Here is a 13,775-nt window from a genome sequence, read left to right on the forward strand (position 1 = left end):
GAAAACCGAAAGAGTGTGTCCGGAGGGGGACTTGAACCCCCACGTCCGTTAATAGGACACTAGCACCTCAAGCTAGCGCGTCTGCCATTCCGCCACCCGGACATGTACGGGCGATGACGCCCGTGTGAGTGCCGGACTACGTTAACCGACCCGATCGTCGGATCCCAAATCCCCACTCCACCGAGGCGCCCGTGGGTGGGTGACAGGATGGTTCCCGTGACCGACAACCCCGCATCCGACGCCCCCGGTTCCGAGACGTCCGACCCCGGCGGTCCGAGGGCGACCGACGAGGTCGTCGACCTCGTGAGCCGACTCATCCGGTTCGACACCAGCAACACCGGCGATCTCGCGACCACGGTCGGCGAGGAGGAGTGCGCGCGGTGGGTCGCACAGCAGCTCGCCGATGTCGGATACGAGACGGAGTACGTCGAGTCCGGCCAACCGGGTCGCGGCAACGTCTTCGCCCGCCTGCCCGGCGCCGACCGCGAACGGGGGACCCTGCTCCTGCACACCCACCTCGACGTGGTCCCCGCGCGATTCGAGGACTGGAGCGTGCACCCGTTCTCGGGGTCGGTGAAAGACGGATACGTGTGGGGCCGCGGCGCGATCGACATGAAGGACATGGTCGGGATGGCGCTGGCGCTGGCGCGGCAGTTCCGTCGCGACGGCACCGTGCCGCCGCGCGACATCGTGTTCGCGTTCCTCGCCGACGAGGAGGCCGGTGGCAAGTGGGGATCGCACTGGCTCGTCGAGAACCGGCCGGATCTGTTCGAGGGCATCACCGAGGCCGTCGGTGAGGTCGGCGGCTACTCGCTCACCGTCGACACCCCGGACGGCTCCACCAAGCGGCTCTACCTGGTGGAGACGGCGGAGAAGGGCATCGCGTGGATGAAGTTGACCGCGACCGCCACCGCCGGCCACGGGTCGTTCCTGCACGAGAACAACGCCGTCACGATCCTCGCCGAGGCGGTCGCGAAGCTGGGCCGCCACACCTTCCCGCTCGTGATGACCGAATCGGTGTCGGAGTTCCTGGCCGCGGTCAGCGAGGAGTCGACGCTGCAGCTCGACGCCACGTCCCCGGACCTCGAGACGACGCTGTTCAAGCTCGGGTCGATCGCGCGGATCGTGGGCGCCACACTGCGTGACACCGCGAACCCGACGATGCTCGACGCCGGGTACAAGGCCAACGTGATCCCGCAGACCGCCACCGCGGTCGTCGACTGCCGCGTGCTGCCGGGCCGCCAGGCGCAGTTCGAGGCCGAGGTCGACGAACTGATCGGTCCCGACGTGACGCGGGAGTGGGTGACCAAGCTCGACTCCTACGAGACGACCTTCGACGGCGACCTCGTGGACGCCATGAACGACGCGATCCTGGCGTTCGACCCCGATGGGCGGACGGTGCCGTACATGCTCTCCGGCGGCACCGATGCGAAGGCGTTCGCCAAACTCGGTATCCGGTGTTTCGGGTTCGCCCCACTGCAGCTCCCGCCGGATCTCGATTTCGCGGCACTGTTCCACGGCGTGGACGAGCGCGTGCCGGTCGACGGCCTGCTGTTCGGCACCCGAGTCCTGGAGCACTTCCTGCTGCACAGCTGAGCCGAGACCAGATCGTTATCGCTTCTTCTCGCTAACTAGTAACGCGAAAGGTCGGTACGTCGACGTACCCCGTGAGGTCGGCATTCGCCGATCCGTGATCACGAGGAGTACACACATGATCTCGACACGTTCCGGCTCGCACCGCCTGCGCACATTGATCGCCACATCCGTCATCGCCACCGGAGCCATCACCGGGGCCTCCGGGGTGGCGACCGCCGCACCCGCGGCACCGGCGATCAACACCGGTGCGGTGGCCTACTCCCCGACCCTCACCGTGACGCCGGGGTTCGCATGCTTCGCGGTGATCAACGCGACCAAGCTGCCGCAGACGAAAGCGGGGCAGTACCGAGTGAAGGTGCAGATCAGCCGATTCGGGGCGAACTGCGGCGCATTCAAACTGGCGGTCACCTGGCGCAACCTGACCACCGGGAACTCCGACGGGCAAATCCAGACGGTTCGTCCCGACGGTTCGGTGGAGGGATTCCCGGACAACATCCTCGACGGGTTCGGGTTCGGCCCCGGTGCCGGGCGGGTCGCATCGACCATCACGACCTACAGCAAGTACGACGAGTCCGGTGAGACCACGCTTCCCAACCTGCCCGGGAAGGCGACGTTCTCTCTCTACTGATCGACATGGTCGCGACGCCCGGGAACACGTACGCGGTTCCCGGGCGTTGGATGGTCACGATGCGCCCGCCCGGGTGCACGTGATCTCGAAAGGATGTGCACAACACCCATGTCGAGCTACAACCCGTACGACGCCCTGCCCGACCTCCCGACGTTCACCGTCACCTCGGAGAGCTTCGCCGACGGCGAGGCCTTCGCGCAGCCGCAGGTCAGCGGCATCATGGGCGCCGGGGGAGACGACGCCTCACCGCAGGTGAGCTGGTCGGGATTCCCCGAGGGCACCAAGAGCTTCGCGGTCACCGTCTACGACCCCGACGCACCGACCGCGTCGGGCTTCTGGCACTGGGCCGTCGCCGACATCCCGGTGTCGACCACCTCGCTGCCCGAGGGCGCCGGTGACGAGAACGGCAGCGGTCTCCCGGCGGGAGCTGTCACCCTTGCCGGTGACGCCTCGGCGAAGCGCTTCATCGGCGCCGCGCCGCCGCCCGGGCACGGTCCGCACCGCTACTTCCTCGTCGTCCATGCCGTCGACGTCGAGTCGCTGGGCCTGCCCGAGGACGCGACACCTGCGTTCCTGGGGTTCAACCTGTTCAGCCACGCCATCGGGCGCGCGGTCATCCACGCGACCTACGAGCAGGCTGCCGAGGACTGACACAGCTGGCGGTAACCGTGCGACGAACGCCCCTCACGCAGCTGCGTGGGGGGCGTTCTCGCTTCCCACCGCCTCGCGCAACGACGAGAAGCCATGCGCGCGAAGGCGTTGCGCGATCCCGTCGTGGATGTCGCGCACCCACATGGGACCGCCGTAGATGAAACCCGTGTACCCCTGGACGAGGGACGCCCCTGCGCAGATCCGTTCCCACGCCTGCTCGGGGGTCTCGATGCCGCCCACCGACACCAGTGCGACGCGGTCGCCCACGCGGCGGTAGAGCTGACGCAGGACCGCCAGCGACCGGTCGGCCAACGGCGCGCCCGACAGACCGCCGGCACCGATCCGCGCCACCTCGTCGGCGTCGGTCGTCAGGCCACCGCGGCCGATGGTGGTGTTGGTGCACACGATTCCGGCGAGTCCGAGTTCCACCGCGAGGTCGGCGACGTCGTCGATGTCGGCGTCGGACAGGTCGGGGGCGATCTTCACGAGCACCGGGATGTCGGCGAGCTCCAGCACCGCGGCCAGCAGCGGTCGCAGCGACGCGACGGCCTGGAGGTCGCGCAGCCCGGGGGTGTTGGGGGAGCTGACGTTGACGACGAGGAAGTCGGCGAGCGGGGCGAGCAGGCGGGTGCTGGTGCGGTAGTCGTCGACGGCCTCGTCGGGCGCGGCGAGCTTGGTCTTGCCGATGTTCGCGCCCACCGGGATCGACCCCGGTCCGCGGCGGCGCCGACCCAGTCGGTGCGCGGCGGCCGCGGCACCGTGGTTGTTGAAACCCATGCGGTTGATGAGCGCTCGGTCGGCGGGGAGCCGGAACAACCTCGGCTGCGGATTGCCGGGCTGGGCCGAGCCGGTGACGGTGCCGATCTCGATGAACCCGAAACCCATTCCGGGCCAGGCGTCGATGGCCTCGGCGTTCTTGTCGAAGCCCGCCGCGAGACCCAGGGGTGCGGGGAAGTCGACGCCGAACACCTGTGACCGCAGGATCGGGTCGGTCGGCGCGAACAACCGGGTCGTGGCGGCCAGCACAGGTCTGCGCGGTCCCAGGGTCGACAGCGCGCGTGAGATCAGCGTGTGGATGCGTTCCGCGGGCAGCAGGAACATGCCCCGCAGTGCGAGGGGATAGAGCAGTCGATACAGCCGATCGATCACCGGTGCACCTGCGCCGGAGCGGTGTCGGGGGTGGTGCGGGTCCGCTTGCGCCGCAACAGCACCTTGCGGCTGCCGTCGGTGTACAGGCGGACCCGGGAGATCTCCCACCCGCCGAACTCGGCCTCGATGGCCAGACGCATCGACGCCGTCACCCGCGTGACGTCGGGCGGCAGACGCAGGGGCACGTACTCGTAGTCCTCGGCGCTGCGGATCTCGTTCCACTCGGCGGGGAACGCGGTGGAACGGGTCATACGGCCCTCGGATCCACGTCGCACTGTGCCTCCCGGATTCTCGTCGTCACCACGGTCACCCGCTGACGGCCTGCAGCCCGTCGCCGCGGGCCGAGAGCAGGTAGACGGTGCCGGTCGCGCTGTCGACCACCATCGCATCGGCCTGGCCCACCGTGGCCACGCGGCGCTTCTCGGTCGGGATCCCCGACGCGAGGTCGAATGCGATGGCCTCGTTGTCGCCGGTGGTCGCGACCCACGCCAGGTTGCGGACGTCGTCATATCCTACGGCGTAGGGTCCGTCGGCCACCGGATAGCGGAACTTGGTGAGCAGCGGGTCGCCGTCGAAACCGAGGAACTCGCCCCCGCGGGTGTCGGTGGCGAGGAACCGTCCGTAGTGGTCGACGACGAGATTGGTCGCACCGTCGCCCGTCCGCAGCGCCTCGCCCAGCGACCCGTCGGACATGTCCACCGAGGTCACCGACGACTGCGCACGATCGAGGGCCACCACCTGATCGGATTTCCCGGCCCGCGCCGCCACGGCGAGTTCGTCGACCCGGACCAGCCCGTCGACGGTCCGCACGACGCGACGATCGGCTCCGACCTCGACGATCTTCCCGTCGGCGGTGCCGATGATCACCGAACCGTTCGACAGGCGCCCCACGCTCAACGGCTCGCCGACGGCCACGTCGTGACCCTGTGCGACACCGGTCGCGAGGTCGACATCGACGAGGGTCGAGGGCGCGACGGCCACGAGGTCGTCGCCCGACACCGCGCCGATCGACGACACCGCCTCGGGCAGGGGGATCGTCCGGGTCACGACGGGCGCGGTCGGTGCGGCGGTGGAGTACACGACGACCGATCGGCGGTCGGCACCGAGCACGACGACGCGTTTTCCCGCCGAATCGAGGACGAGCGACGTCGAGGCGGGGGCCGCGACCACCGATCCGGCCGGGCGGTCGGTGCCGGTGGGCGCGGGCAGCGCCGTCTGCGGGATGGTCGTGGCGACGTCGGGGGAGTCCGACGAACCGCTGCCGCACGCCGACACCGCGACGAGGAGGACGGCCGCCAGCACGGCGCCGGCGGTGTGTCGGGCGGCCGCGTGTCGTGCGGCCGGGCGGGTTGCGGGCATGAGAACCATAGTGGCGCACGGTTCGATGCGGTCGTGCGCTCAGGTCGGGCGGGGTGTGGCCGTGACGTAGCATTCGCGCGGTGACCGATGCGATGACGTGGACCCAGGCCGTGGTGTTGGGGGCCGTCCAGGGCCTCACCGAGTTCCTCCCCGTGTCGTCCTCGGGGCATCTGCGCATCGTGTCCGGGGTGTTCTTCGGCGACGACGCCGGCGCCTCGTTCACCGCGGTCACGCAGTTGGGGACCGAGGCGGCGGTGCTCCTCTACTTCGCCCGCGACATCGTGCGCATCGTCGCCGCGTGGTTCCGCGGCCTCTTCTCCGCCGAGCAGCGGGGCCTCGACTACCGCATCGGGTGGTACGTGATCTTTGCCACGATCCCGATCGGGTTGCTCGGATTCGTCTTCAAGGACCAGATCCGCACCGGCGCACGGAACCTCTGGCTGATCGCCACGATGCTCATCGTGTTCTCGGCCGTCATCGTCCTCGCCGAGCGATACGGCAAGCGCCGCCGCCCGATCGAGGAGCTGACCCTGCGCGACGGCGTCACCATGGGCCTCGCGCAGTGCCTCGCGCTCATCCCGGGAGTCTCGCGCTCGGGCGCTACCGCCAGTGCCGGCCTGTTCCTCGGCCTCCAGCGGGAGGCGGCGGTGCGCTTCTCCTTCCTGCTGGCCATCCCCGCGGTCACCGCGTCGGGGCTGTTCAGCCTACCCGACGCCTTCTCGCCCAGCGGCGACGGCCTCGAGGCCAGCGGTCCACAACTCCTGGTCGCGACGGTCATCGCCTTCGTCATCGGCTTCGCGTCGATCGCCTGGCTCCTGCGTTTCGTCGCGAAACACTCACTGAACTGGTTCGTGGGCTACCGCGTCATCGTGGGGCTCGTGGTCCTGGGTCTGCTCGCGGGCGGGGTCGTCAGCGCGACCTGACCGCCCGGACTCCTGTCGGCGGTCGTGTCCCATCCGCTGCGATGCCCGGTTGCGCTCGCCGCGAACGCGCACCTCGACGACGGCGGTCGCGCCCACCTCCCGCATAGGGTGGTCAAGTGACCGTCATCCTGCTGCGCCACGGCCGCTCGACCGCCAACACCTCGGGTGTGCTGGCCGGCCGCAGCGTCGGCGTCGACCTCGACGACACCGGTCGCAAGCAGGCCGGCGAGGTCGTCGACCGTCTCGGCCACGTGGAGAACCTCGTCGCCGTGGTCCGTTCCCCGCTGCAGCGATGTCAACAGACCGTCGCGCCACTCGTCGAGGCCCGCGGGCTCACCGAGGTGGTCGACGACCGCCTCGTCGAGGTCGACTACGGCCAGTGGACGGGCCGGCCGATCAAGGACCTGCTCGCCGAGGACATGTGGAAGACCGTCCAGCAGCAGCCGTCGGCCGCGATCTTCCCCGAGGGCGAGGGGCTCGCGCACGTGCAGAGCCGCGCGGTGGCCGCGATCCGCGAACTCGACGCGCACTACGGCGGTCCCGACGGCTCCGGGATCTGGGTGGCCTGCTCGCACGGCGACGTCATCAAGTCGATCATCGCCGACGCCATGGGGATGCACCTCGACTCGTTCCAGCGGATCGTCGTCGAACCGGCGTCGGTCAGCGTGATCCGCTACAGCTCGTCCCGCCCGTACGTGCACACCGTCAACTCCACCGGCGCGCGGCCCACCGTGCCCGCGCCCCCGCCGCCCGCCGACACCGCCTCGGGCGCCGCACCCGCCTCCGACGACGCCGTGATCGGCGGTTCGACCGGATCCCACGACAACCACGGCGCACCACCGGTGAGCACGCACACGACCTCCGCGGGCTGACCGACCATGCGAGCCCGTCCCACGACCCACGACAGCGACAGGAGGTGCCATGCCCAGGGCAATCCACGTCTTCCGTAGCCCGGATCGTTTCGTCGCCGGGACCGTCGGCGCACCCGGCGACCGGACGTTCTATCTGCAGGCCACCCACGAGGCGCGAGTGGTGAGCGTCATGTTGGAGAAGCAGCAGGTGCAGATCCTCGCCGACCGCATCGGTGCGCTGCTCGAGGAGATCAACCGTCGTTTCGGTACCCCGTTGCCGCCGGAGTCCGACCACATCGAGGACCTGAGTCCGTTGATCATGCCGGTCGACGCCGAGTTCCGCGTCGGCACGATGGGCCTGGGCTGGGACGCCGAGTCCGAGGCCGTCGTCGTGGAACTGCTCGCCATCACCGAGGGGGAGTTCGACGAGAGTGTCGTGCTCGACGACACCGACGAGGGACCCGACGCGGTACGCGTGTTCCTCAGCACGGCGGCCGCGCGCGAGTTCGCGGCCCGTTCGTCCCGTGTCATCTCGGCCGGTCGTGAGCCGTGCCCGCTGTGCGGACTCCCGCTCGACCCGTCGGGGCACATGTGCGTCCGCACCAACGGATACAAGCGCGAGATCACCTTCGACAAGTCGCTCGACTTCGTCGACCCCGACGTGTTCGACGACCCGGACCTGCGCGCGGCGTTGGAGGACGACGACGATGACGACGGGCAAGGGGACGACACGACCGACGGGCCGTCACGCTGATGCCGCCCACCGCGGCGGAATCGGAGTCCTCACCCGACATCGCGGAGATCCTGCGCACGGGCGAGATGGAGTTGATCGGACAGATCCGGGGCGCGAGCAACGCCACCCTGGTGTGCGAGGCGAGCCTCGGCGAGCACAGCCTGCGCTGCGTCTACAAACCGGTCCGGGGTGAGCAACCACTGTGGGATTTCCCCGACGGCACCCTCGCCGGCCGGGAGATCGCGTCGTTCCGGATCTCCGATGCACTCGGCTGGTCGGTGATCCCGACCACGGTGTTCCGCGACGGCCAGTTCGGCCCCGGGATGGTGCAACGCTGGATCGACACCCCCGAACCCGCCGACACCGTCCCCGAACACCTCGATCTCGTCGACCTGTGCCCGACCGCGATGGTGCCCGAGAACTTCCGCCGTGTGATCGACGCCTACGACGCGCGCGGCGAGGAGGTCACACTCGTGCACGCCGACGACCCGCGACTGCAGCGGATGGCCGTCCTCGATGTCGTCATCAACAACGCCGACCGCAAGGGCGGGCACGTCCTCGAGGGGCTCGACGGGCAGGTCTACGGCGTCGACCATGGCATCTGCCTGCACTCGGAGGACAAGCTGCGCACGGTGCTGTGGGGATGGGCCGACGAACCGGTGCCCGCGCATCTCGTCGCCGACATCGAGACGCTGCTCGTCGAGCTCACCACCGCGGACTCGGCGTTGGCGCGCGACCTGCCGATGCTCGTCACACCCACCGAGGTGGCCGCGCTGGCCCTGCGCGCCCGCGAGCTCGTCGAGAACCCGGTCATGCCCAGCGCCGACCGGTCCCGACCGATTCCCTGGCCCGCGTTCTAGTCGGTCGACGGGGGGCCCCGTCGGTGGGTGCCCCGACGGTCGATGACGGCGCGCCCATAGGGTGGAGATATGCAGTCGTGGTCAGACATCGAGGTACGTCCGCTTCCCGGGCAGGGTCCGCAGCTCCGGCTCTACGACACCTCCGATCAGCAGGTACGGCCGGTCACACCCGGAGCCGAGGCGACGATGTACGTCTGCGGCATCACCCCGTACGACGCGACGCACCTCGGCCACGCCGCCACCTATCTCACGTTCGATCTGGTCAACCGGATCTGGCGCGATCTCGGCCACGAGGTGCACTACGTACAGAACGTGACCGACGTCGACGACCCCCTGTTCGAGCGGGCCGATCGCGACGGTGAGGACTGGCGCGACCTCGGTGCCCGCGAGACGCAGCTCTTCCGGGACGACATGACCGCGTTGCGGGTGCTGCCGCCCCGGCACTACATCGGCGCGGTGGAGTCGATCGACGAGGTCATCGAGGTCGTCGACAAGCTGCTCGCATCGGGTGCGGCCTACATCGTCGACGACGAGCAGTACCCCGACATCTACTTCAGCACCGACGCGACACCGCAGTTCGGCTACGAGTCGAACTACGACCACGACACGATGGCCGCGTTCTTCGCCGAACGGGGCGGCGACCCGCAGCGACCGGGCAAGCGTGATCCGCTCGACGCCCTGATCTGGCGCGCCGCGCGCGACGGAGAGCCGTCCTGGCCCTCACCGCACGGTCCGGGACGACCCGGATGGCACATCGAATGCGCCGCCATCGCCCTGAACCGACTGGGGTCGCCGATCGACGTGCAGGGCGGCGGCAGCGACCTGATCTTCCCGCACCACGAGTTCTCCGCGGCGCACGCCGAGGCGCTGACCGGTGAGCGTCGGTTCGCACGGCACTACGTGCACACCGGGATGGTGGGGCTCGACGGCGAGAAGATGTCGAAGAGCCGCGGCAACCTGGTGTTCGTCTCGAAACTCCGTGCGGCCGATGTCGACCCGAACGCGATCCGCGTCGGGCTGCTGGCCGATCACTACCGGACCGACCGCATGTGGTCCGACGACGCGCTCGCGACGGCGCACACCCGACTGTCCTCGTGGCGCGATGCGGTGTCGCGACCCACCGGACCCGATCCGACCGACACCATCGCCCGGGTGCGTCAGCATCTCGCCGACGACCTCGACACCCCCAAAGCCCTTGCCGCGCTCGATGCATGGGCGGCCGACGCGGTGCGCGGTCTCGGATCGTCGACCACCGCCGGTACCGAGGTCGAGCACGCCCTCGACACCCTGCTGGGCGTCGAGCTGCGTCGCTGACGCGGTACCCCGTCACCGGCTGGGCACGCTGGGTAGAGTCCTGCAGGTGGCCCATCTGGAAGAGATCGACCCCGACACCACCTCCGGCGTGTGGACCGTCGTCACCCGGACCTCGACCTATCTGCTCGATTTCTCCGAGATGACGCTGCTGCGCGCACCCGGTGTCGGCGGGTCGACCGACGAATCGTGGGCGGTCAGTGCGCTGCGACGCGACTCCGAGGACATCCCGCTGCTGGGCGTGAAGTCCTGCCGCATAGGCGAATCGGCCCAGTTCTGGGTGCGGGCGGCCGACGACCCCGATGTGCGCACCTGGCGCATCACCACGCCCGTCGTATCGATCGAACGTATCAGCTGACAGCGCCGCGGCGATGCCGACCGGGTCAGAGCGCGACCTCGACGACACCGTCGACCACCCGGGCCGGGTACACCGGCAGCGATCCGATCGACGGGTCCGAACAGGCGCCGTCGGTGAAGGCGTAGGCGAACTGGTGCAGCGGGCACACCACCTTCGCGCCGTCGACCTGGCCGTCGGCGATGGGCCCACCGCGATGCGGACACACCGCTCCCGTCGCCCGCACCTCGTCGGCGCCGACACGGAAGACCGCGATCTGCACACCGCCGACCGCGTAGGCCCGTCCCTCACCGTGTGTGAGATCCGAGATCGACCCGACGGTCACATACGTTGCCACGCGCGGGGTCTCGACCCCGTCGCTGACGTCGGCGGTCATCGGACGGGAACCCGGGGGAGCGGCAGCAGAGGCAGCGCCGAGGTGAACTGTGCCGGCGATCGGGGTTCGGTCCGGTCCTGCCACGGGTCGCGGTAGCCGGCGACGCTGTCCTCGATGCGCTCCTGCAGGCCGGCGACGATGCCGTCGCGGTCGTCGACGAGCACCGCCCGCAGTTCCTCGATACCCACCCGCGGGACCCAGGCGTAGGTCCGCTCGAGCCACTTCGCCTGCTCCCGATAGTGCTGGATGAAGATGCCGCACAACCGGACGACCTCGTCGGACGAGTCGACCGTCGCGAGCAGGTCGCCCTTGCGGATGTGTGCACCCGCCGCGCCGCCCACGTAGATCTCCCATCGATCCGACGCCGCGCCCGCCGCGCCGACGGCCACTGCGCCGACGTCCTTGCACAACGCCTCGGCACAGTTGCGCGGGCAGCCGGTGACGGCGAGTTTCAACTTCGCGGGCGTCTCGAGACCCTGGAACCGCTGTTCGATCGCGATGCCGAGTGCCGTCGAGTCACCGAGACCGAACCGGCAGTAGTCGGTGCCCACACAGGTCTTCACCGTGCGGAAGCTCTTGCCGTAGGCGAAACCCGAGGGCATGTCGAGGTCGCCCCACACCTTCGGGAGGTCCTCCTTCTTCACCCCGAGCAGGTCGATGCGCTGACCTCCGGTGATCTTCACCATCGGTATCGCGTACTTGTCGGCGACATCGGCGATGCGCCGCAACTGATCCGGCGTGGTGACCCCGCCTTTGATCTGCGGCACCACCGAGAACGTGCCGTCGCGTTGGATGTTCGCGTGCACGCGGTCGTTGATGTAGAGAGCGCCGCGTTCGTCGGTCCAGTCGGGGCCCCACACCATCCGCAGCAGCGACGCCAGCGGCATCTTCGCGGCCGCGTCCTCGCCCTGCGGTGCCAGCTTCTCGAACATCTCCGACACCGAGCGGATGTTGCTCGCCCGGATTGCCCCCAGCAGTTCGGGTTTGGTCATCGGGATGCACGGCACGTACCAGTTCGCCGAGACGTCCTCGGCGAGGTCACCGTCCGCGGCGAAGGAGACGATGTCGGCGACGAGCCCCTTGCACGACCCGCATCCCTTGCCGGCCCGGGTGGCGGCGACCACCTCGCCGACGCTGCGCGCACCATCGCGCACGCACTCCACGATGGCGCCCTTGGTCACGCCGTTGCAGTTGCACACGGCGGTGTCGTCGGAGAGCTCGGCCGCGCCGACCGCGGCCGACGGGGTGCCCATGTCGAAGAGCATGCTGATGCGTTCGGTCGGCAGTGCGACCTTCTCGTCGAAGGCCTGCGTGAGGAAGTTCGCCTTGCTGATGTCGCCGAGCAGCATGGCGCCGATGAGCTTGTTGTCGCGCACGACCACCGATTTGTAGGTGCCGCTGCGGGGTTCGTAGAACTGGACGAACTCGTCGTCGTCGCGTTCGGGGCCCTTCACGCCCATCGCCGCGACATCGACACCGGCGACCTTGAGCTTCGTGGTCGACCGCGAACCGTGGTACGCGGCCGTCGGATCGGCACCGGTGAGCACGTCGGCGAGCACCACGGCCTGCTCCCAGAGCGGGGCGACCAGCCCGTAGACCTCCCCGCGATGCTGTGCGCACTCGCCGACCGCGTAGAGGAAACCCTCGTCCTCGCAGCGCATCTGGTCGTCGACGACGATCCCGCGTTCGATCACCAGACCGGTGCGGCGCGCCAGCTCCACGTTCGGCCGGATCCCGGCGGTGACCACCACCATGTCGGCGGGCAGGCTCGAACCGTCGGCGAACGCGACACCGGTCACGGTTCCCGCGTCGTCGCGGATGACCGAGGTCGTGCGTCGGGAGGTGTGCACCCCGACACCGAGTGCCTCGATCTTGGTGCGCAGCACCCGTCCGCCACGTTCGTCGAGCTGCTGGTTCATCAGGTGACCGGGAGAGTGCACGACGTCGACCTCGACGCCCTGTGTCCGCAGTCCGTATGCGGCCTCCAGGCCGAGGAGACCGCCGCCGATCACGACCGCGCGCAGCCGCTCGGCACCCTCGTCGGCCCCGCCGGTCTCGGCCATCTGCAGCATCCCGTTGGTGTCGGCGATGGTGCGGAACCCGAACACCCCTCGGGCGAGCCGACCGTCGGGTTCCCGCAGACCGTCCATGTTGGGGAAGAAGGTGGTGCTGCCGGTGGCGATGATCAGCAGATCGAAGGCGATCTGCCGGCCGCTCTCACACGTCACCACCTTGCCGAAACGGTCGATCGAGACCGCACGGTCGCCGGCGAACAGTTCGACACCGTTCTCCCGGTACCAGGCCATGGGGTTGAGCATCAGGTCGTCGTCGTCGATGGAGCTCTCACCGGCGAGCACGTGGGAGAGCATGATGCGGTTGTAGTTCCCGTAGGGCTCGTCGCCGATCATGGTGATCGCGAACTGCTCGCCCCCGCCGCGGCTGAGGATCTCCTCCACCGTCCGTGCGCCGGCCATCCCGTTGCCGACCACCACCAGCCGACGGCGCCCGGTCGAGGCCCCCGTCACCGAGCCCCCTGTCACCGCGGTCACACGAGCACCCAGCCGAGATCGACGACGATCGATCCGGTGCATCCCTGCGGCGCGGCGAAGGTCAGGGCCAGCACCGAGTCGGGGTCGACGTCGGAGACCACGCGCAGCGGCACGTTGACCGAGGCCTTCGCGCCCATCGGGAACACCCGCATCGACTCCTTGTCGCGGGTCAGCGTCACGTAGACGAGTTCGTCGGAGCTGTTGCCGCCGCGAAAGTACAAGGGCTGAGCCGTCATACCGGGTGGGACCACATAGGAGAGCGAGGTGTCCAGCGGGGCGGGGGAGTGCAGTCCGGTGCCGGTGAAACCGAACACACCCTGCCAGAACATGGGAGTCGACGACATGGCGTCAGTGTTCGTGGCCGGGATCAATGGGCCTTTGCCGCGGTGTTACATCTCGGTGGTCAGGACTTCACCCGGCCCGCACCCCGCCGG

The 13,775-nt window shown here is 69.3% G+C and carries 15 protein-coding genes and 1 tRNA gene; 9 read left to right on the forward strand and 7 right to left on the reverse strand.

Features of this window, described 5'->3' with window-relative positions; all coding sequences use genetic code 11:
* Positions 1-16: 16 nt before the first annotated feature.
* Positions 17-102, reverse strand: a tRNA-Leu gene (locus OG579_RS02280).
* Positions 103-207: 105 nt separating this feature from the next.
* Between OG579_RS02280 and OG579_RS02285 the strand changes: the two genes are divergently transcribed.
* The 3 genes from OG579_RS02285 to OG579_RS02295 all read left to right on the forward strand — a co-directional run bounded on the left by OG579_RS02285 (position 208) and on the right by OG579_RS02295 (position 2,875).
* Entirely contained in the window at positions 208-1,596 is a 1,389-nt protein-coding gene (locus OG579_RS02285; protein ID WP_408068728.1) for a M20/M25/M40 family metallo-hydrolase, read from the forward strand.
* A 115-nt stretch (positions 1,597-1,711) separates the two neighbouring features.
* Positions 1,712-2,224: a hypothetical protein gene (locus OG579_RS02290; protein ID WP_328857923.1), complete on the forward strand. Its 513-nt coding sequence runs from the start codon at positions 1,712-1,714 to the stop codon at positions 2,222-2,224.
* Positions 2,225-2,332: 108 nt separating this feature from the next.
* Positions 2,333-2,875 (forward strand): YbhB/YbcL family Raf kinase inhibitor-like protein, encoded by a 543-nt coding sequence (locus OG579_RS02295; protein ID WP_328857924.1) that lies wholly within the window; start codon positions 2,333-2,335, stop codon positions 2,873-2,875.
* A gap of 33 nt (positions 2,876-2,908) precedes the next feature.
* Here the strand turns inward: OG579_RS02295 and OG579_RS02300 are convergent, their stop codons facing one another.
* From OG579_RS02300 to OG579_RS02310, 3 genes are read right to left on the reverse strand one after another with little or no spacing between them, the layout of a single operon-like run.
* Complete coding sequence (locus tag OG579_RS02300) at positions 2,909-4,024, reverse strand: quinone-dependent dihydroorotate dehydrogenase (RefSeq protein ID WP_328857925.1); 1,116 nt, start codon at positions 4,022-4,024, stop codon at positions 2,909-2,911.
* A complete protein-coding gene (locus OG579_RS02305) occupies positions 4,021-4,275 on the reverse strand; it encodes a DUF5703 family protein (RefSeq protein WP_055788473.1) in 255 nt (84 codons plus the stop codon). The genes OG579_RS02300 and OG579_RS02305 overlap by 4 nt, the downstream gene beginning before the upstream one ends.
* A gap of 55 nt (positions 4,276-4,330) precedes the next feature.
* Positions 4,331-5,383: a YncE family protein gene (locus OG579_RS02310; RefSeq protein ID WP_328857926.1), complete on the reverse strand. Its 1,053-nt coding sequence runs from the start codon at positions 5,381-5,383 to the stop codon at positions 4,331-4,333.
* 80 nt (positions 5,384-5,463) lie between these two features.
* Between OG579_RS02310 and OG579_RS02315 the strand changes: the two genes are divergently transcribed.
* From OG579_RS02315 to OG579_RS02340, 6 genes are all read left to right on the forward strand, one after another.
* Positions 5,464-6,306 (forward strand): undecaprenyl-diphosphate phosphatase, encoded by an 843-nt coding sequence (locus OG579_RS02315; RefSeq protein ID WP_045822743.1) that lies wholly within the window; start codon positions 5,464-5,466, stop codon positions 6,304-6,306.
* Positions 6,307-6,422: 116 nt separating this feature from the next.
* Positions 6,423-7,178, forward strand: coding sequence for a histidine phosphatase family protein (locus OG579_RS02320; protein WP_328857927.1), 756 nt, complete (start codon positions 6,423-6,425; stop codon positions 7,176-7,178).
* Between the two features lie 49 nt (positions 7,179-7,227).
* Positions 7,228-7,911 (forward strand): DUF3090 domain-containing protein, encoded by a 684-nt coding sequence (locus OG579_RS02325; protein ID WP_328857928.1) that lies wholly within the window; start codon positions 7,228-7,230, stop codon positions 7,909-7,911.
* On the forward strand, positions 7,911-8,750 hold the full coding sequence (locus OG579_RS02330) for an SCO1664 family protein (protein ID WP_328857929.1): 840 nt from the start codon (positions 7,911-7,913) through the stop codon (positions 8,748-8,750). Before OG579_RS02325 ends, OG579_RS02330 begins: the two co-directional genes overlap by 1 nt.
* Before the next feature lie 69 nt (positions 8,751-8,819).
* Positions 8,820-10,064, forward strand: coding sequence for a cysteine--1-D-myo-inosityl 2-amino-2-deoxy-alpha-D-glucopyranoside ligase (mshC, locus tag OG579_RS02335; protein ID WP_328857930.1), 1,245 nt, complete (start codon positions 8,820-8,822; stop codon positions 10,062-10,064).
* A gap of 46 nt (positions 10,065-10,110) precedes the next feature.
* Positions 10,111-10,419, forward strand: a complete 309-nt coding sequence (locus OG579_RS02340; RefSeq protein WP_045822778.1) for a hypothetical protein — start codon at positions 10,111-10,113, stop codon at positions 10,417-10,419.
* A 25-nt stretch (positions 10,420-10,444) separates the two neighbouring features.
* Here the strand turns inward: OG579_RS02340 and OG579_RS02345 are convergent, their stop codons facing one another.
* Genes OG579_RS02345 through OG579_RS02355 form a run of 3 tightly spaced genes read right to left on the reverse strand, consistent with a single transcriptional unit; the run spans position 10,445 to position 13,685 of the window.
* A complete protein-coding gene (locus tag OG579_RS02345) occupies positions 10,445-10,792 on the reverse strand; it encodes a Rieske (2Fe-2S) protein (RefSeq protein ID WP_328857931.1) in 348 nt (115 codons plus the stop codon).
* A complete protein-coding gene (nirB, locus tag OG579_RS02350; protein ID WP_328859133.1) occupies positions 10,789-13,332 on the reverse strand; it encodes a nitrite reductase large subunit NirB in 2,544 nt (847 codons plus the stop codon). Before nirB ends, OG579_RS02345 begins: the two co-directional genes overlap by 4 nt.
* A 5-nt stretch (positions 13,333-13,337) precedes the next feature.
* On the reverse strand, positions 13,338-13,685 hold the full coding sequence (locus OG579_RS02355; protein WP_328857932.1) for a molybdopterin oxidoreductase: 348 nt from the start codon (positions 13,683-13,685) through the stop codon (positions 13,338-13,340).
* Positions 13,686-13,775: the final 90 nt, after the last annotated feature.

The sequence above is a fragment of the Williamsia herbipolensis genome (assembly GCF_036153515.1).
Taxonomy (GTDB): domain Bacteria; phylum Actinomycetota; class Actinomycetes; order Mycobacteriales; family Mycobacteriaceae; genus Williamsia_A; species Williamsia_A herbipolensis.

Bases quoted from the DNA above. Each gene is read 5' to 3' on its own strand.
- OG579_RS02355 (WP_328857932.1), bottom strand. From the start codon at position 13,685: ATGTCGTCGACTCCCATGTTCTGGCAGGGTGTGTTCGGTTTCACCGGC.
- OG579_RS02285 (WP_408068728.1), top strand. From the start codon at position 208: ATGGTTCCCGTGACCGACAACCCCGCATCCGACGCCCCCGGTTCCGAG.
- OG579_RS02305 (WP_055788473.1), bottom strand. From the start codon at position 4,275: ATGACCCGTTCCACCGCGTTCCCCGCCGAGTGGAACGAGATCCGCAGC.
- OG579_RS02345 (WP_328857931.1), bottom strand. From the start codon at position 10,792: ATGACCGCCGACGTCAGCGACGGGGTCGAGACCCCGCGCGTGGCAACG.
- OG579_RS02310 (WP_328857926.1), bottom strand. From the start codon at position 5,383: ATGCCCGCAACCCGCCCGGCCGCACGACACGCGGCCGCCCGACACACC.
- mshC (WP_328857930.1), top strand. From the start codon at position 8,820: ATGCAGTCGTGGTCAGACATCGAGGTACGTCCGCTTCCCGGGCAGGGT.
- OG579_RS02325 (WP_328857928.1), top strand. From the start codon at position 7,228: ATGCCCAGGGCAATCCACGTCTTCCGTAGCCCGGATCGTTTCGTCGCC.
- OG579_RS02290 (WP_328857923.1), top strand. From the start codon at position 1,712: ATGATCTCGACACGTTCCGGCTCGCACCGCCTGCGCACATTGATCGCC.
- OG579_RS02330 (WP_328857929.1), top strand. From the start codon at position 7,911: ATGCCGCCCACCGCGGCGGAATCGGAGTCCTCACCCGACATCGCGGAG.
- OG579_RS02295 (WP_328857924.1), top strand. From the start codon at position 2,333: ATGTCGAGCTACAACCCGTACGACGCCCTGCCCGACCTCCCGACGTTC.